The 17,750-nt window shown below is 33.9% G+C and carries 16 protein-coding genes and 1 other RNA gene; 4 read left to right on the top strand and 13 right to left on the bottom strand.

Going from position 1 to position 17,750, the window contains the following annotated elements; translation table 11 throughout:
- Nucleotides 1-21: 21 nt before the first annotated feature.
- A complete protein-coding gene (locus tag EKM00_RS01350; protein WP_126451677.1) occupies nt 22-912 on the top strand; it encodes a Ppx/GppA phosphatase family protein in 891 nt (296 codons plus the stop codon).
- A 23-nt stretch (nt 913-935) separates the two neighbouring features.
- On the opposite strand, the gene EKM00_RS01345 is transcribed toward EKM00_RS01350, so the two are convergent.
- From EKM00_RS01345 to EKM00_RS01335, 3 genes are all read right to left on the bottom strand, one after another.
- On the bottom strand, nt 936-1,310 hold the full coding sequence (locus EKM00_RS01345; RefSeq protein WP_231507343.1) for a DNA polymerase III: 375 nt from the start codon (nt 1,308-1,310) through the stop codon (nt 936-938).
- A gap of 305 nt (nt 1,311-1,615) precedes the next feature.
- Nucleotides 1,616-2,701 carry a DNA polymerase III subunit gamma/tau gene (gene dnaX / locus EKM00_RS01340; protein ID WP_126514976.1) on the bottom strand — a complete coding sequence of 362 codons (1,086 nt, stop codon included), beginning with the start codon at nt 2,699-2,701 and terminating at the stop codon, nt 1,616-1,618.
- A 167-nt stretch (nt 2,702-2,868) separates the two neighbouring features.
- Entirely contained in the window at nt 2,869-3,177 is a 309-nt protein-coding gene (locus tag EKM00_RS01335; protein WP_126514975.1) for a hypothetical protein, read from the bottom strand.
- A 121-nt stretch (nt 3,178-3,298) separates the two neighbouring features.
- Between EKM00_RS01335 and rnpB the strand changes: the two genes are divergently transcribed.
- Nucleotides 3,299-3,630: RNase P RNA component class A (gene rnpB / locus EKM00_RS01330), an RNA gene on the top strand.
- A 128-nt stretch (nt 3,631-3,758) separates the two neighbouring features.
- Nucleotides 3,759-4,676, top strand: coding sequence for a ketopantoate reductase family protein (locus EKM00_RS01325; protein WP_126514974.1), 918 nt, complete (start codon nt 3,759-3,761; stop codon nt 4,674-4,676).
- Between the two features lie 15 nt (nt 4,677-4,691).
- On the opposite strand, the gene EKM00_RS01320 is transcribed toward EKM00_RS01325, so the two are convergent.
- Nucleotides 4,692-5,285: an RsmD family RNA methyltransferase gene (locus EKM00_RS01320; protein ID WP_126451673.1), complete on the bottom strand. Its 594-nt coding sequence runs from the start codon at nt 5,283-5,285 to the stop codon at nt 4,692-4,694.
- Entirely contained in the window at nt 5,282-6,088 is an 807-nt protein-coding gene (locus tag EKM00_RS01315; protein WP_126514973.1) for a DUF3822 family protein, read from the bottom strand. Before EKM00_RS01315 ends, EKM00_RS01320 begins: the two co-directional genes overlap by 4 nt.
- A gap of 167 nt (nt 6,089-6,255) precedes the next feature.
- Between EKM00_RS01315 and EKM00_RS01310 the strand changes: the two genes are divergently transcribed.
- Complete coding sequence (locus EKM00_RS01310; protein ID WP_126514972.1) at nt 6,256-7,677, top strand: ATP-dependent DNA helicase; 1,422 nt, start codon at nt 6,256-6,258, stop codon at nt 7,675-7,677.
- Between the two features lie 186 nt (nt 7,678-7,863).
- Here EKM00_RS01310 and EKM00_RS01305 read toward each other — a convergent pair whose 3' ends face one another.
- The 8 genes from EKM00_RS01305 to zwf form a co-directional block, all read right to left on the bottom strand.
- Nucleotides 7,864-10,365, bottom strand: coding sequence for a hypothetical protein (locus tag EKM00_RS01305; RefSeq protein ID WP_126514971.1), 2,502 nt, complete (start codon nt 10,363-10,365; stop codon nt 7,864-7,866).
- 120 nt (nt 10,366-10,485) lie between these two features.
- A complete protein-coding gene (locus tag EKM00_RS01300; RefSeq protein ID WP_126514970.1) occupies nt 10,486-11,103 on the bottom strand; it encodes a hypothetical protein in 618 nt (205 codons plus the stop codon).
- Between the two features lie 162 nt (nt 11,104-11,265).
- Nucleotides 11,266-12,132, bottom strand: coding sequence for a molecular chaperone (locus EKM00_RS01295; RefSeq protein WP_126514969.1), 867 nt, complete (start codon nt 12,130-12,132; stop codon nt 11,266-11,268).
- A gap of 103 nt (nt 12,133-12,235) precedes the next feature.
- On the bottom strand, nt 12,236-12,796 hold the full coding sequence (locus tag EKM00_RS01290) for a DUF4402 domain-containing protein (protein ID WP_126514968.1): 561 nt from the start codon (nt 12,794-12,796) through the stop codon (nt 12,236-12,238).
- 479 nt (nt 12,797-13,275) lie between these two features.
- Nucleotides 13,276-13,686, bottom strand: coding sequence for a response regulator (locus tag EKM00_RS01285; protein WP_126514967.1), 411 nt, complete (start codon nt 13,684-13,686; stop codon nt 13,276-13,278).
- Nucleotides 13,687-13,769: 83 nt separating this feature from the next.
- Nucleotides 13,770-14,573, bottom strand: coding sequence for a LytR/AlgR family response regulator transcription factor (locus EKM00_RS01280; RefSeq protein ID WP_233592222.1), 804 nt, complete (start codon nt 14,571-14,573; stop codon nt 13,770-13,772).
- 863 nt (nt 14,574-15,436) lie between these two features.
- Entirely contained in the window at nt 15,437-16,156 is a 720-nt protein-coding gene (gene pgl, locus EKM00_RS01275; protein WP_126451664.1) for a 6-phosphogluconolactonase, read from the bottom strand.
- Nucleotides 16,140-17,750: a glucose-6-phosphate dehydrogenase gene (gene zwf / locus EKM00_RS01270; RefSeq protein WP_233592221.1), complete on the bottom strand. Its 1,611-nt coding sequence runs from the start codon at nt 17,748-17,750 to the stop codon at nt 16,140-16,142. Before zwf ends, pgl begins: the two co-directional genes overlap by 17 nt.

The following is a 17,750-nucleotide window of genomic DNA, read 5'->3' as shown; positions in this document are numbered from 1 at the left end:
GGAATAACGAATCCAAGCAAAATGATTAAAATAAAAAAATATGCAGCAATCGATATTGGATCTAATGCAATGCGGTTGCTGATTACAAATATAGTAGAACAAGAAGGCAAAGAACCACAGTTTAATAAAAGTTCCTTAGTTCGTGTTCCTATTCGTCTTGGGCAAGATGCTTTCACCGTTGGTGAAATTTCAGAAGAAAATATTGAAAGAATGTGTGATGCTATGAAGGCATTTAATCTCCTGATGAAAGTTCACAAAGTAGAATCCTACAAGGCTTTTGCTACTTCAGCCATGCGCGAAGCCTATAACGGTAAGGAAGTTGTGGCAATAATAAAGAAAAAAGCCGATATAAAAATTGAAATTATTGATGGCAAAAAAGAAGCAGCCATAATTGCTTCTACTGATTTACATCATTTATTAAAGACGGATCAAACCTATCTTTTTGTAGATGTTGGTGGGGGAAGCACCGAGTTTACATTGTTTTCGAATGGAAAAATGAAAAATTCAAGATCATTCAAAGCCGGAACCGTACGTTTATTAAATGACATGGTTTGCGATGTAGTCTGGGATGAAATAGAAAAATGGATTAAAACAAATACGCAGGAATTCGATGAAGTTACTTTAATAGGTTCTGGCGGAAATATTAATAAGCTTTTTAAAATGTCCGGAAAAATACAAGAAAAGCCCTTGTCGTATATTTATATGAATTCACAATACGCTTTCCTGAATTCCCTTAGTTACGAGCAAAGAATATCTGAGCTGGGATTAAATCCGGATCGTGCCGATGTAATTATTCCTGCAACCAGAATCTATCTGAATGCTATGAAATGGAGTGGTGCCAGAAATATTTATGTTCCTAAAATTGGACTTTCAGATGGTATTGTAAAAGCCATGTACTACAATAAAATTTAAGTTTCCAATCTAAATTATGTGTATTATGCATCTAAATCTAATCCAAATGTTGTTCGTAACAGATCAATATTTGGATTTATTTCATGAAGTCTGTTGTAACGGTCTTGGTCATTAAAATTTTTTCTGCTTTGAATACTTTCATTTACAATCACTTCAATTGTAATGTCGTGATTGTGTAAATGCCCTTTTAAATATCCCAAAAGCCCATTTAATTCTTTTTCAAAATCAAGTTTTGATCCTTCATTGGGCAACTCAATTGTGATGGCAGTTCCACTTAATACCGGATCATTAATAAGCAGGAGTGATTCCATAATTCGAAACCCTTTCTCTCCTAAGCGTTGTGCATATTTATTCCAATACAGCAACATTTCAGTCTCACTAAAAGTTTCTGTAGGCAAATTAAGAACTTCTTTTATTATTCCTTTATTGCTTTCTTCTAAAGCTTTTTTTGCCCGAATACTGGATAACGAAAAAGCTGAAATCTTAGGCTCGTTTCCTGATGGGTTATGGGTTATGGGTTTTGGGTTTTGGGTTTCAGGTTGAACAACTTCAAGTTTAAACTCTTCGGCTGAGTTCTGGGAAACAGTTTCAGATTTGGAAACTGGAACTTGATTTTTGACATTGCCATTTTCATTGCTATTGTCATTGTTTTTTTGAATTTCTACTATAGCGTAATCATTCTTCCTGTAATAAGTAGGTGGAATTATAAATTGGTCAACTTTTTTTTTTCTCCATCAAAAGTGATAGAGGCCAGTTGCATAAGGCAAAGTTCAACAAGCAGTCGTTGATTTTGACTCAGTTTGTACTTTAAATCACAATCATTTGCTATTTCGATTCCTTTCAAGAGAAAATCTTGACTGCAATTTTGCGCTTGCACGCCATACATTTGTTGTGCTTGTTCTCCAACTTCTAATAAAGATAAAGTTGCAGGTGTTTTAGAAACCAGTAAATCCCTAAAATGAGAGGCTAATCCGGATACAAAATGGTGTGCATCAAATCCTTTGGCAAGAATTTCGTTGAAAGCGATTAATAATTCCGGAATTTTGTTTTCCAAAATCAAATCTGTTACATTAATATAGGTTTCGTAATCCAACACATTCAAGTTTTCCGTAACGGCCTGACGTGTCAACTCTTTTCCACAAAAAGAAACTACTCGGTCAAAAATAGACAACGCATCTCGCATGGCACCATCAGCTTTTTGAGCAATGATATGCAAAGCGTCATCTTCAAAATTTACACCTTGACTGGCAGCAACTTCAGCAAGATGTTCTTTGGCATCCTTTACGGTAATTCTTTTGAAATCAAATATCTGACAACGAGAAAGTATCGTTGGAATAATTTTATGTTTTTCGGTCGTAGCCAAAATAAAAATGGCGTGTTTTGGCGGTTCTTCCAATGTTTTCAAGAAAGCATTAAAAGCTGCCGAAGACAACATGTGAACCTCATCAATAATATACACTTTGTATTGTCCCGTTTGTGGCGGGATCCGAACTTGGTCAATCAAATTACGGATATCATCAACAGAGTTGTTTGATGCAGCATCTAATTCGAAAACATTAAAGGCAAAATCTTCATTTGGATCATCGTATCCGGGCTGATTTATTTTTCGAGCCAAAATACGAGCGCATGTCGTTTTGCCAACGCCACGAGGTCCTGTGAATAATAGGGCAGAAGCCAAGTGATTGCTTTCTATGGCATTCAATAAAGTATTGGTAATGGCTTTTTGTCCTACAACATCTTTAAATGTTTGAGGACGATATTTACGGGCCGATACTACAAATTGTTCCATAGAATTTTATTCGAAAGCAAATATAGGTTTTAATTTAAAGATGGAAAAATTTAAGTATTGAAAGATTTTATAATTTTTCAAATGGTTTTTATTTCCCAAATTCCCTAGCCCAGATAGAAGAGAAAATCAGATTTTTAAGTGTTTTTTTTAACGATATTATGTGTTACCTAAAGTTTGGATTGTCCACCGGTTTCAATGCATAATTTTTCTAAAACAACTGCTGCGTCATTATTTGAATTTGCCGAAAAACCAGCTACAAAAACTCCTTTTTTACCAGAATCAGAGCTGATTCCATATACTACAGATTCTTCGCCAGGATCAGTGTCACCTTCATAGCGGTAGACATGATTTACTGCAAATTTATGTGGATTAGATTTAATATCATCTTGATGAATATTAAAATCATAAGTAAAACCTTTTTCTTTTAGATCTTCTAAGGCTTCTATTACGGTGGTATAATGGTACGTTGGTTTCATGATTAATGAAAGATTTATTGTTACTTATAAAGGTAACTAATTTGTTATTAGGTCATTGCGAAAAGGATGTTAAAGTAAATAATCTAAAATGGCGATACATGAAAAAATATTGTAATTTTGCACCGCAGACCGCCTTATCGCTGTTTTGAGCAATCAAAAGAGAGGAAAGTCCGGACACCAAAGAGAAGCATAGCGGGTAACACCCGTCGGTTCAAGTAATTGGATTAGGACAAGTGCAACAGAAAGTATGTACAGATAATGCTGTAGTGAAACCAGGTAAACTCTATGCGGTGAAATATCAAGTATATCAGCATTTAAGGGCTTCTCGTCCGTTGTTGAAGGGTAGATAGCTTGAGTCACGCAGTAATGCGGGATCTAGATAAATGATAAGGCTCCGACCCGATAGCTATCGGGATTCGGAGACAGAATCCGGCTTATAGGTCTGCATTTTTTTTATTAAAAGATTTAATAAAATTTAGGATTGTGAAATCTAAAAGGAAACCATTAAGATATTAATTTTCATTAAGTTCCAGGGCTTAATTTTCTAAATTCCTTAATGGTTTACTTTTTAAATAGTGCTTATGATAACACGAATTGGAATTTTAGGATTAGGTGGAGTAGGCGGTTATTTCGGAGGATTATTAGCCAAAGCTTATTCTGAATCGGATGCAATCGAAATTGTCTTTATTGCTCGTGGCGAAACCCAAAAAGCAATAGCCCAAAAAGGATTGAAAATTATTTATGAGGGGAGTGAAACCATTGTTTTCCCTAGTTTAGTTTCTAACGATCCAGAAGAAATTGGGGAGCTGGATTACCTTATTTGCGCCACTAAAACCTATGATATCGAAAAAAGTTTTGAATCTATAAAAAACTGTATCACTCCAAATACGGTAATTCTTCCTTTATATAATGGCGTTGATGCCACGACACGCATACAAATACTATTTCCTGAAAATGATATTTTACAGGGTTGTGTGTATATTGTTTCGATGATTGTTGCTCCCGGTGCGATCAAAAAAATTGGTACTTATGAAAAATTATTCTTTGGTTCACAAAACGCTCCAGTTTCTAAATTAAAGGAATTACAATCTATCTTCGAAAAAGCAAATATCGAAAGTTATCTTGTTGAAAATATAGAAGAAACGATTTGGGAAAAGTTTATTTTTATTTCAGCTCTGGCTTCAGCAACTTCATATTTGAACCAAAACATTGGCGGAATTTTAAATAATCCTGAAAATAAGGCAGTTTATAGTTCATTATTAAACGAGATTTCTGCTGTTGCTTTAGCAAAAGGATTAGCGATGCCAATTGACATTGTTGCTCAAACTATTGCTAAATTAGAGAAGTCCCCACAGGACAATACATCATCCATGCACAGAGATCTATTAGCAGGGAATAAAACGGAAGTGGGTTCCTTGACGGAATATGTAGTTAATGAAGGTTTGAAATACGGGGTTGATACTCCAATATATAAGCAAATATTGGAGCAATTGTCTTAAAAATCGGATCCTGAATTATTCTTCGTCACTATCGTTTTGGTCTGATTCGTTTTCAGAATCTTCTTCACCGGAGCCGATTTCGAAGAAACTAAAAATGGAACCACCATAACTTTTTTTAAATGAAAAGTGAATCATGTGGTCCAGTTTGGTATATTTAGAATGTTCAATTACCATCATTCCCTCTTCATTGAGCAGTTCTTTTTCAAAAATCAATGACACAATTTTTTCAAAAGTATTCTGGTCTAATGCATAAGGCGGATCTGCAAAAATGATATCGTACGAAGTTTTACACCGTTCTAAATAGGTAAAAACATCACTTTTTGTAGCAGCTATATTAAAATCATATTCGGTTGCCACTTGTTTGATGAATTTTACACAACCAAAATCCGCATCAACAGAGGTAATTGGGGTGCTGCCACGAGAGGCAAACTCGAAACTGATATTCCCGGTTCCGGAGAATAAATCTAATATTTTTAGTCCTTCAAAACTGAAATGGTTGTTTAAAACATTGAATAATGCTTCTTTAGACATATCGGTTGTGGGACGAACTGGGAGTCCTTTTGGCGGAAAAATGCGTCTTCCTTTGTATTTTCCTGAAATGATTCTCATGAGTTGAAAAGTATAAAATGATTTCTGTTTTCGGCCTCAGAAAAATAATTGTTCCATCGCAAATCCTCTACCTCAATTAGGGAAACGTTGCGAATGTATTTGTAAGCTATTTTGAAATAATCACTTTCAGTATCAATATTTCCGATTAGTTCCAATGGAAAATTCTCGGGATTTAAATTCAATTGTTCGGCTGTGAATAAGATGTAATACATGAAATCTTCAGGTGTGTTGTATTCAAAAGAATTGAAAAGCAATAATTTTTGGTTTTGAACCACAATAATTTCAAAATGACCCGAATTGAAGTGAATAAACATCTTTTTTTGGTCAATGTTTTTGGAGACAACCAAAAGTTTCGAAACTAAAATACTATTAGCATGCTTGTAATCGAAAGAGCCAAACTGGTCAATAAAAAAATTATTGATATTTACGTATGGAATATAAACGGCATTCATTTGATAGTTTGGTATATCATCAAACGCAAAAAAATCAGTTTCAAAAACCTTTGTATTGTATTGTAAGTAACTTCCTAAAAAGTTTTCATCAAAAATTGCTGTAGGTACAAACGTAGAAAGATTGTTGTTGTGGATCACTAGAACGGCGTCATAGGTATCCTTTAATTCTGGATAATTCTGAAAGGCATTGGCAAACAAATCTTCAATTTTGGTAGTGGTGTCAAATGGATCAAAATGTATCTCATTGAATGAAATAACAGTGTTGTTCAGCATATCAAATGTACAAAAAGAAAGTCCCTTCAATGAAACTTGAATGGAAAGTTTTTTATAATTTTTTTCGACTATGTTCATAATAAGATTGCTTTTTCTAAACAACGCAAACTTACAAATTTTAAAATCAATAACAATATCAATTGCAATGTCAATGGCCAAAATCAATAGTAATAATTGAAAATTGAAATTGCTATTGACATTGAAATTGAAAAAACATTCTCTACCTTGCATGTAAATTATACCAAATGAATTCCTCCTCTTTTTATAGTCTTTTACAAAAAAAATTTCCTTTTCAACCGACATACAAACAGGATATTTTTTTTCAAAAAATAGCTGTTTTTTTAACGGACACGCATAACGATACCATTTTTGTTTTAAAAGGATATGCGGGAACCGGAAAAACTACAGTAATATCTACGATTGTAAATAGTTTAGTAGAAATCAATAAAAAGTATGTTTTATTAGCGCCAACAGGGCGTGCGGCAAAAGTGATTGCTAATTATTCCGATAAACCAGCTTTTACAATTCATAAAAAAATCTATTTTCCTAAGAAATCTTCCGGAGGTGGCGTTTCATTTACCTTGCAACAAAACAAACACACCAACACGATTTTTATTGTTGATGAAGCTTCGATGATATCGGACACCAATTCCGATTCTAAGCTTTATGAAAATGGTTCTCTACTTGATGATTTGATTTCCTATGTGTATTCAGGAACTAATTGCAAGATGATTCTTCTGGGAGATACGGCTCAATTACCGCCGGTAAATTTAGATATCAGTCCCGCATTAGACATTCAAACATTAAGTATTAACTACGATAAAGAAGTCGAATATATTGAGTTGGACGAAGTGATGCGTCAGGAAGAAAATTCGGGAATTTTGCACAATGCGACGGAACTTCGAGAACTATTGAAGGATTCTTTTATAACTGAATTCAGATTTGATGTTAAAAAATTCAAAGATATAGTTCGGTTGACCGATGGCTATGATATTCAGGACGCCATCAATTCTGCCTACAGTAATTATAGCATTGAAGATACTGCTTTTATTGTTCGTTCCAATAAAAGAGCGAATCAATATAATGAACAAATTAGAACCAAAATTCTGGATAAAGAAAGCGAACTTTCTACAGGTGATTTTCTGATGGTGGTGAAAAATAATTATTTCTGGTTAAAAGATTCTGATGAAGCAGGTTTTATTGCCAATGGTGATATTATCGAAGTGTTGGAAATTTTCAATATCAAAGAATTGTATGGTTTTAAGTTTGCCAAAGTAAAAATCAGAATGATTGATTATCCCAATCAGATCCCGTTTGAAACAGTATTGTTATTGGACACCATAAAAAGCGAATCGCCATCATTAACCTATGAAGAATCCAACCGATTGTATCAGGAAGTGCTGAAGGATTACGAAGGTCAAACAAAATTCAATCAATTCCAAAAAGTAAAAGCCAACGAATATTTCAACGGCTTACAAGTAAAATTCTCGTATGCCATAACCTGTCATAAATCACAAGGTGGGCAATGGAATACCGTTTTTATAGAACAACCGTATTTGCCGGACGGCATCAACAGAGATTACATTCGGTGGTTGTATACCGCAATGACCCGAGCCAAAAACAAATTATATTTGATCGGATTTAAAGATGAGAATTTTGTGGAGTAAATCTAAAAATAACCGCAAATTCGCAAATTTTTCTATTTAATTTGAAAGTATATAATTTGCGAATTTGAGGTAAAAAAATAGCTATGAACACACTAAACGACTTGCTTAAAATTTTTGGCTCTTTTTTGAATACAAGTTATTGGGGATTCTTCTCGTATGACGCCGGTAAAGATTATGTAGATCTACTTATTTTGTTTTTTCGAGTACAAATTCCAAAGTATCTATAAAAGCACCATCGATACCATTATCGATTTCAAAAGTCTGGTAGGAGGGACTTGCCTTTATCTGTAAATTTTCCAATTGAAGTGAATCCATTTTCGCAACATATTGTCCCGATTTTAAACCCAAATAACTAAAATAACCATCGGGTTCCGAAAGAATACTGGCGATTAATGTATCGTGTAAATCATAGATTGCGACTTTTAGACCTCCAGTTCCCAGAAGTTGCTCATTTTCTTTTCGATACACCATTCCGGAAACTTCTCCCACAACCACAACCGGAATTTCAATTATTTTTAATTGATTGGGATTTAGTGTACAATTTAAAGTTTTGTTATTTATGCGCCAAGCAATAGAATTAACTTTGGCGGTATTAAGTTCCACATAATTATTAATATAGGGTTCTAATCCGGTTATAATGGTGGTGCCATCGGGATTAACGAGCTGACGGTCACCGCCCATTACTATGATCTGGACTCCTTTTACCAGAGGTTCTTTGGCCTCTTTTTTTCCATTTCCGTTGATGTCTAAAAACGGAACAAATTTTACACTCGCTTTGCCCACACTTATTTGGTTATTAAAACGTACAAAATTAGCTTGGGGTTCGAAGATTAAGCTTCCGCTGGCGGATTGCGAAAAAGAAGCACTATTTTTATAAAAAACACTTGAAAATCCAGTATTGATATGATCGAAATTATGTGTAAAACTAATTTGAAAACTACTGTTTTGATTCTTAAAATTATAATCTAAAGAGGCTTGAATATAGCCTTTTTTAAAAATTGGCTTTCTCAATTGTGTTTGCAATGTCGTCATGGCATTGGCATCATATCCATAGCGAAATTGGGGAACAAGGACAAATCTTTTAGGAAGTTGGAATGAGGTAGAAATATTGCTGTATACTGATGGTTTTTGGTTTTTGGTAAAAAAGGCATTGGTGGTAAAATTAAAATTAAATCCAAATGAATTTCCCGAGAGTAAAAATTCAGAAGTGGTAAATTTAGTGGTACTAAATAGGTTTTCTTGAATGGTAAATCGGGAAGTTCCCGAAAAAAAAGAACTGCGATGTGGCATGGAAATACTTGCTTTCCGCATTTCGGAATAATTGAATCGAACGGCTTGTTGGTTCTTATCGTATTTACTATAATCAAAGTCAAAACGAAGGTTTTTGGGTGTCGTATAATTCAAATTGAGATCATACAGCACTTTTGAATAATAGCTTGCCATAAGAAATAATTGAGACGAGAGTCGAAAGGATGAATTCAAAAACGGAATACTTTTATTTGATTCTAATGAGGATACATATTCTAGTCCACCTCCCAAAGTGACGTGATTAGAAAGTCCATAATTTACTTTTGCACTGGTAAAAATACTGCCTCTGCCATCCTCAATAATCCCAGAACTGATCGTGTATTCTACCTCCTTTTTTGGAAGGAAAAGAGCCGGAACTACGAATTGATTGCTAAATAACTGCTCTTCGCCCCAAGGTCCATAATATCGGAGTGTAACTTCGGTACGACCGTACATTAAAGGAACGTTGAACGAAAAGAAACCGTTGGCATCTGCCTGGAGATAATCGATTAATACATTGTTGATGTAGAGTTCCACCGTCCAATTGGCCTGGGTATGATCGCTCAAGATATACGTGCCAAAAGATTTTCGGATTTGGGTAGAGGCATTCGTGATCTGAGCTCCGATAATGGGAAACAAAATTGTCGCTTTGGAAGGAGCTGAAATTTTTCCTAAAGTGAACTGCTTAATATATTTGTTTTCATTGTTCACATAGCGCCATCGATAAAACTGGTTTTTGGCCACTAAGGGTTGGTTGCTGGTGTAATTTAGCAAAGTGGTCAATTCACCTCCAGCTACAATGCCGCCTAAATTGAGGAGTAATCGTTCTGAATGACTTCCTTCAGATTGTTGTATGGTATTAACAGCCCAATTAGCTGTTCCAAAATGAAGTAGTGGTTTGTCACGTACGATAGTTGTGTCCGCTTTAAATTCCATTTTCATTTTGTTGATGTTATCGCGGATTTCTAGCAATCGGGCTTGTCTAATGGCGGGAAGTTCGAGTTTTGATACCATTTCAACGGATAAACTCCTAAAGCTAAAATTATTTTCGAGCCCAAATATTTGATTGAAATAAGAAGCGTTTAAAAATAAATTTGTTTTGGTACGAATAAAATCACTTGATTTCAGGGTAAAAACTTCCTCTTTGTAGCTAATGGTGTTGGTGTTTTGGTCAATTTTGAAGGTGTTATTTTGATTAATAAAAAAACCTTCAATAGTTGTAAAATTAGAATTGGGTATATTTCGTATTTTAATATAATCCAAAACTTCGGATACCGAAAGATAGACTTTAGATCCGCATATTACCGAGGAAATTTCGGTAGCACCAATGTATTTTACCTGAAGCAGCACTAAAACATCATCGCAATCTTCCTCTTGTGCAGTAGCAGAAAAGGCTATCATGGAGAAAAGGAATAGAGATATGATGTTGAACAATTTAGTCATAAAGAACGAAGAGTAGCAAGTACTTTTGCTAAAGGGAATTATTTTTTTAGAGAACTGCCTGAGTTGCGTCTATGAATATTAATTAGAATTTGTTTGATCAATAGTGTTTTGAATTCGGATTTTTTCTAAACTAGCTGTCAAAGTTCTTGTGAAGATGTCAAGTTCAGTAACAGAATCTTTTAAATAGATACTTAAACTTTCTAACTCTTCTTTTGATATAGCTTTAGAATCAATATGATTTGTCAAACCTTGCATTCTAGAAATAGGACTTCGAACTTGATGGGAAACTTGAAAAAGCATTTCAGTAATGGATTTTAGGTATTTCTGTTTTTCTGTATCTTTTTGTAACAAGATATCTTTGTATCGTAGAATAATAAAGCACGATATCCAGATAGAAAGGATTGATAAGAATTTGTTAGTAAAAACACTATAATACATTTCGATATGATAGTAATCGGTGGTATCAATAAGTGTTAAAATAGTACATATTATGGAAAGCCTTATTATTTTATATTTGTCTAAAGTATATGAAATAACTAAAGGAATTATATACAAAACAGCTATTGCTACTCCTAGAGGTACTATTAAGTCTACTACGAATATAATTAGAACGATACTTGTTGTAAGAATTTTTGGCATTAATAATTTTTCCGTTCTATTAAATAATATGTATATAAAAACGTTTTTATGTAACATAATTTTTTTGCGATTGCACCTATCTCATTATCATGCTTTGTTTTAGAAAAGAACGATGTCTTTCATGGCGTAATTTATCTGAAGATATTTTGATGTTTTGGTATGGTATTTTTTATCACAAGGTTTTTCAAAAAACAAATAAAATTAACAAACAAATGATTCTTATTTATTACTATTAATTTCCGTTTCAAGTGAATATTCGTCGTTGTCTGACAAATTAAGGAAGGCTTCAGCATAAGTAGTTTCTTGATTTGGGGTAGAATAAATTACCTGTAATTTTCCTTTGGTATAATCTACCGATGGAATAGTATTAAGTTTAATTTTAGTTCGGCGCAAATTTCCAGGAGCATATACTGCAAAGCCTTTTATTAGTCCCACATTAGTACTAATTCCCTCAGGATAAATATAATTGACCTTCAGTTCCCCATAAGCAGATTGATTGCCTGTGCGGTTTATATCCAAGTATAAATCCTGTGATGGCAGCAATGCCAAATTAGATAAGGTCACCGCGGTAGTTGCTTGTCCTATCGTAATAATATTGGCGATTGAAATCCCATAAATAGGTGTTAATTGGATATCTATACCTTTTGGTTGGAGCGTATCGATTATACTTATTTTATTTTCTAAAAGTTTTATTTTAGGAACTCCCCTAAAATAAAGATGAGAACGGTATTCGCCTTCTTTTAATTCACTAGTTTTAACAAGTTGTACTTTCACCACCTGCCATTCATCGGGTGCCAACGTGATGGTACGCGGATAATATCTAAGATAAGGAGATGCGAAATTTTGATTTTCTTCTGGTTCTTCTATGGTATTAAATTTGCCCTCTTCATCCATTTGAATTTGATTATAGGATAAACTGTAAGTTGCGGTATCCTTACCTGTATTGCCTAAATTAATATTCTGCACACGGCTTTGAATTCCGTCAAAGACAAGTCTTTTTGGGAATACCATTAAATCGCCTTGGGCCAGTAATGAAATTGAACAATTTAATAATAGGACTAGAATCAGAATACTTTTTTTAGTCATGGGAGTATTTTATTTAGTAGTACGGCTTCCATTTTTAGAATTTAAAATAAGTCTTATGTAAAAAAAAGGGTGCTCCATAAGTAGCGAACACCCTGTTTTTAATTTAGTTGTAATTTACGGTAACAGTTAAACCTGTTGCACTTGTATATGCACCAACAGATTGGTAGGCATTAACGTTTAGAGTACCACCAATAGTGAATGATTGAGCACCACCAGTTAAAAGTCCAACTCTTGTACTCTCATTAGCTAATGAAGTTAATAAGGAATTTACAGTCATAGTTTGAGAACTTGCAGTAGTTCCAGTTCCAGTTGCTGCAGTTGTTGTAACAAGAGAAAGAGAAGTTGGAATTGAAATTGCGTAGGAGTAACCTGCTTCACCTCCTACAGTAAAACTAGCAGCGGTTCCACCTACATTATTAGAAGTTAATGTAACTCCGCCAGTTTTACTTCTTACGCCGTCTGTTGCGACCTTCAGTGTACCTACCTCACTAGTTGTTGCAAAACTACCGAAAGTTAATGCTGCGGTGTTACTAATTGTAATTGGCGCAACTATAGTCGTTGTTGTAGGGGCAGTAGTTGCACTTGCACTTTGTTGTGCCAAAGCACTTGTACTAAACACAGCAGTTAAAGCCATAATAGATAAAAGTGATGTAATTTTTTTCATTGTAAAAATAATTTGGGGGTTAAAATTAAGAAGCAAGCGCAGGTTTTGCCCTGGTCCTTAATCAGTTTAAATAATTTGTTTTGTATTGGCAAAAGTGCCAATTCCGGAGCAAATGTATTTAGTTCGTTAATATATGTAAAACGAGAAGTAACAACTGATGTCTACTAGGCCATAAGTGAAAAGGAACCGAAGTAAAAATTATTTAATAAAAAGTAAGAAAAGCTTAATTTTTATTGCGTTCGTGTTTTTTTAAGGCCTTAAAGAAACATTAAAAAGTTAAAATTAACTAAAAGGACTTGAATTTTTAATAATTAAAGTTTTTTTAAAAATGTATTATTGCTACAGTTATGCGTTCATTTATTGTATTTTCTTAAAATATTTAAAAAATAATTTATAAACGAATAGAACTAGTTTCGATAATTAAAAAAGAGTGCTTTGCGGTTTAAAACAAGTTGTTTTTAAACGTTTCAAAATTAGCATCATTTGAGTATAATTCGATCTAAAAATTCTTGTGTAATAGGTTTTTGCTGAAAGGAAACTACATTTGGATCCCTGCAAACACGAATAATATCATGATTATTAATTGTGTTTGAAACAATAAATACCTTAACCTTATTTTTTAAAGTAAGCGGGAGTTTATCATAAGCTTCCAGGAATTCAAAACCCGAAAAATGCGGCATGTATAAATCTATAAATATTACCTCTGGCAGCTGGTCATGTCTTTCTTGATTATTTTCTAAATATGCCAGTGCTTCACTTGCAAGAGCAAACTCGACAACGTTTTTTCCAAAATTATTATGGAGAATAATTTGAGAACAAATGTAGCGTTCGATTGGATTATCATCAATTAATAACACTTTTCCGAATTTTGTTTTCAACTCGTTTTTCATGGTTTTAGTATTTAAATGCAGTCATACAGGAAATATTTATTAGTTTACAACGAAAAAAGCGCTACGATTTAAATATGAAATTGTTATTCTTTTAGTTTAATAAATTTATTAAAATCTTCTTGTCGTCTTTTGGCAACAGCCAAAAGTACACCATTAGGAAATTCGCAGAAATACCCTTCTTTTTTACAAATTTTTACCACTTGACGCAGATTGATAATATACGAGTGGTGAATTCTAAAAAAATAATTTGGATCAAGAACTGTACTGTATTCTCCTAAATTTTTACTCGATACGATTTTTTTACCGTTTAGTAAGAAAAAAGTAGTGCACCTTCCTTCAGCCTTACAGTAAATAATTTGTGACATAGAAATGAGTTCAATTTTATCCAAGGAGGAAACCGCAACATAATCGTTTGGCTGATTAAAAGAGTTTAAAAGCTGAATGGCATTAATCTTTTGAGTTTGATAGGAACGCTCCATTTTAATTCTTTTGATTACTTTATAAACAGCTAGAATAATGGTATTAAAAGAGACTGGTTTTAAAATAAAATCAATCGCATTTTGTTTAAATGCGATTTCGGCATCCTGTTTATTGGCAGAAATAAATACCAGTTTAGGAATGCTCAGTTCTAATTTTCCGAGCATATTAAAAAAGGTATCCTCGTTAAAAGAAATATCTAAGAACACTAGATCCGGTTTTTTTAATTTTATAGCATTTATTCCTTCAATTATGGAAGCAGTTTCGCAAACTATTTTCAGAATCATGAAGTTTTCTTTTTCAAATTTATTTATGATTTGTAAAGTCTCTTTTTCTTCCGTTATAATTATGGCATTTATAGAGGGCATAGACGTGTACTTAAGGGATAATTTATTTTTAAAATCAACCAATACCATTAATTTTAATGTAGAGTATTCATTTTAAGGGTAATAGATGATCGGTAAAAGGACGATTTTGTGTTTCGAAAATTAAAAAATAATTAGCTGTAATGTGCAGCATTTCTTTTTCTAGTGACAAAAGTATTATTCGTTTTATTTCTTGTATTCTTTGTTTTTAATTTTTTTGTTTAAACAGTATCATTTTTTGTTAATTCTAGTGTTTTAAGAAACAAAGCGGTATTTCATGTTTTTTTATTAGTGCTTTTAAAATAATTAAGAATTCACGGTCGAATTGCACTTTGTTAATTCTTTTGGAGGTGATTTTAGATTGTTCTATTTAACTTTTTTAGGCAAGGTACTACTGAATTTTGATAAAAAGAACTGTTTTTAAAAGTATATATTTTCTTTTTAGTCCTCTCATTAGAGTGTCAGTTAGTTATAATCTGAGATTATTTTAATTTTTTTTTAAAATAACTAAAAGGATAAACTTATTTAAGCTAATTCGTACGATCGCAAAATCATCTGAAATTTATTTGATCTAACCGTGTAAGAGCGCTACACGATCTTTATCAAAAAAGAAACAATTTGAATGAAAAACGGATTTTGAATTTGGCTTTTTATTGAAGGTTTTGTTTGATTCTAAACGAAAAATATACTTTAGGGATCTGGTACCTAAAGTATATTTTTTTACTATGGATTTTACGCTTATCCATTTTAAAAAATCTATGCATAACTCAAGAATCCGCGCCAGTTTTCTTTTAATAGGAGTAACTACAGAAAGTCATAAAATTAAAAACTTTTTTTTGCATTGTGGTAGCTAAAGATAATTAAACAAGAGTACTCAACTTAATAATACAATGTAATTTAGTACTAATTTATTTTTCCTTACTTGTAGCAGCTTTATCGGTCAAGAACAATAATTCGCCATCCGATGGTTTAATTAACTGCATAGGATATTTTCCGGGATTATACGCTCCATATAAAACTTCGTTTAGGGCATAGGCTTTATTTTCTCCAAAAGTCACTACTACAATCTGCTTCGCTTTATTAATAAGAGGTGCAGTTAGAGTTATTCGAAACATCGTCTGAGACTCAAGATAATAGGCTGCTACCCACTTATCCTGTTCTTGCAATACGGCTTGCCCTGGAAAAAGAGAGGCAGTATGGCCATCATCGCCCATTCCTAATAAAATAAGGTCAAATTGTCCGTCCTCGCCTGTTATATTTTTAATAGATTTTTCGTATTCCAAAGCATAATCTTCAGCTGAAACACCTTCTCTATACATTGGAAATATATTGTTTTTTGGTATACTTACATGATTTAGCAGGGTATCGTTAGCCATTTTCGCATTGCTAAGTGCATCATCAAGCGGTACCCAGCGTTCGTCACCCCAAAAGATAAATACGGAATTCCAATCAATTTTTGTCTCGTAAGGAGCTGATGCCAAAAGAGTATATAGCGCTGCAGGTGAGGAACCACCAGTAAGCGCTACCACAAAGCGACCGTGTTTCTGTATTGCATTTTGTGCAGTAGCTACAAATAGATCTGCGGCTTGAATTGTTATCTCTTCTTTAGTATTAAAAATTCTTACCATCAGCTGCTATTTCTACTTGTTTTGTTTGTACTGCTTTCTTTTCTTTTTCTGCCTTGTCCGCTTTCTCTGCTTTCTTTCGTAGCTTTTCTTCTTCGGCATCTAGTGTATTTGATGCCCAAGAATGCCCCTGACGAGCAAGTAATTCATTTGCCGCTTCAGGACCCCAGCTTCCAGCTTCGTATTTGTGTAGACTTGAAAATTTATCGTTTTCCCAAGCATCCTGAATGGATGTTACAACATCCCAGGCTTCTTCGACCTGATCGGAGCGCATGAATAAAGTTGGGTCTCCTTGTAAAGCATCTAATAGAAGGGTTTCATAGGCTTCGGTTGCTTGGGTAGAGCATGAAAAATAGTCAAAAACCATTTCAGCAGGTTTTAACGAAAGAGACAAGCCTTGTTTTTTAGTCATAAACTGCAGCCTAATATCCATTGCGGGCTGAATGTTTATGATTAATCGGTTTGGCATCATTCCTTCTTTTCCAAAAGAAAAAGTAGAATGCGGTACCGGTTTGAATTGTATAACGATAGAGGATTGTTTTTCCTTCATTCTTTTACCTGTTCGAACGTAAAAGGGAACACCTTGCCAACGCCAGTTATCCAAATAAAATTTCATGGCTACAAATGTTTCTGTGATGGAATTATCCTTCACCCCTTTTTCTTGTAGGTATCCGGCTATCGGTTTTCCTTTTATCGAAGCTTTTTCGTATTGGCCTCTCACTGTGTAGTGTTCTACTTCATCAGGAGTTATGCGGCGTATTGCTTTTAAAACGTCAGCTTTACGGTTTCTGACCTCATCTGCTTGCAAGGAAGTGGGGGCTTCCATGGCAACCATCGTTAAAATTTGCATTAGGTGATTTTGTATCATATCCCTTAATGCTCCGGCACCTTCGTAAAAACCACCACGCTCTTCAACACCCACTTCTTCGGCAACCGTAATCTGTACCGAATCAATAAAGTTACGGTTCCAGAGCGGCTCAAACATTGAATTTCCAAAGCGGAAAGCTAGGATGTTCTGTACTGTTTCTTTCCCTAAATAGTGGTCTATGCGGTAGATTTGTTCCTCTTCGAAGGTTTTTGCCAATAGCTTATTTAAGAGCTCGGCAGAACTTTTATCGTAACCAAACGGTTTTTCAATAATAATACGATCCTGTTCCGGATTCGCGGCAAGATCTAATTTCTTAATATTATTGGATATGGTTTCAATAAAAGAAGGTGCTATTGAGAGGTAAAAAAGTCGGTTGGCACGTACCCCAAAAGATGCATCTATGGCGTCCAACTTTTGTTTCATTAACACGTATGATTCTTCTTTGTCGATATCATTTTGCAAATAAGAAATATGAGAAGCAAATTGTTCGAACTCTTTTTCGGAGGCTATTTTATTTCTCGAAAACTCATTTAGGTTTTCACTGACATGATTTCGGTAATGCGCATCACTGTTTTCGGCCCTTCCTAAGGCAATGATCTCAAACTTTTCCGGCATACGACCATCAAGATAAAGATTATAAAAAGCGGGGAAAAGCTTTCTTTTAGCTAAGTCACCGGTAGCCCCGAAAACAAGAATGATGGTTGGGTTTATAGTATTGAGATTATCCAT

The sequence above is a fragment of the Flavobacterium sp. RSP15 genome, from assembly GCF_003968755.1.
Taxonomy (GTDB): domain Bacteria; phylum Bacteroidota; class Bacteroidia; order Flavobacteriales; family Flavobacteriaceae; genus Flavobacterium.
The sequence above is the reverse complement of the archived record's forward strand: the minus strand, read 5'-3'. Positions and strand labels throughout refer to the sequence as shown.

Coding starts and splice junctions, on each gene's coding strand:
- EKM00_RS01350 (WP_126451677.1), top strand. CDS start 22: ATGATTAAAATAAAAAAATATGCAGCAATCGATATTGGATCTAATGCA.
- dnaX (WP_126514976.1), bottom strand. CDS start 2,701: ATGGAACAATTTGTAGTATCGGCCCGTAAATATCGTCCTCAAACATTT.
- EKM00_RS01335 (WP_126514975.1), bottom strand. CDS start 3,177: ATGAAACCAACGTACCATTATACCACCGTAATAGAAGCCTTAGAAGAT.
- EKM00_RS01325 (WP_126514974.1), top strand. CDS start 3,759: ATGATAACACGAATTGGAATTTTAGGATTAGGTGGAGTAGGCGGTTAT.
- EKM00_RS01320 (WP_126451673.1), bottom strand. CDS start 5,285: ATGAGAATCATTTCAGGAAAATACAAAGGAAGACGCATTTTTCCGCCA.
- EKM00_RS01315 (WP_126514973.1), bottom strand. CDS start 6,088: ATGAACATAGTCGAAAAAAATTATAAAAAACTTTCCATTCAAGTTTCA.
- EKM00_RS01310 (WP_126514972.1), top strand. CDS start 6,256: ATGAATTCCTCCTCTTTTTATAGTCTTTTACAAAAAAAATTTCCTTTT.
- EKM00_RS01305 (WP_126514971.1), bottom strand. CDS start 10,365: ATGATAGCCTTTTCTGCTACTGCACAAGAGGAAGATTGCGATGATGTT.
- EKM00_RS01300 (WP_126514970.1), bottom strand. CDS start 11,103: ATGTTACATAAAAACGTTTTTATATACATATTATTTAATAGAACGGAA.
- EKM00_RS01295 (WP_126514969.1), bottom strand. CDS start 12,132: ATGACTAAAAAAAGTATTCTGATTCTAGTCCTATTATTAAATTGTTCA.
- EKM00_RS01290 (WP_126514968.1), bottom strand. CDS start 12,796: ATGAAAAAAATTACATCACTTTTATCTATTATGGCTTTAACTGCTGTG.
- EKM00_RS01285 (WP_126514967.1), bottom strand. CDS start 13,686: ATGAAAAACGAGTTGAAAACAAAATTCGGAAAAGTGTTATTAATTGAT.
- pgl (WP_126451664.1), bottom strand. CDS start 16,156: ATGGTAAGAATTTTTAATACTAAAGAAGAGATAACAATTCAAGCCGCA.
- zwf (WP_233592221.1), bottom strand. CDS start 17,750: ATGGATAATCTCAATACTATAAACCCAACCATCATTCTTGTTTTCGGG.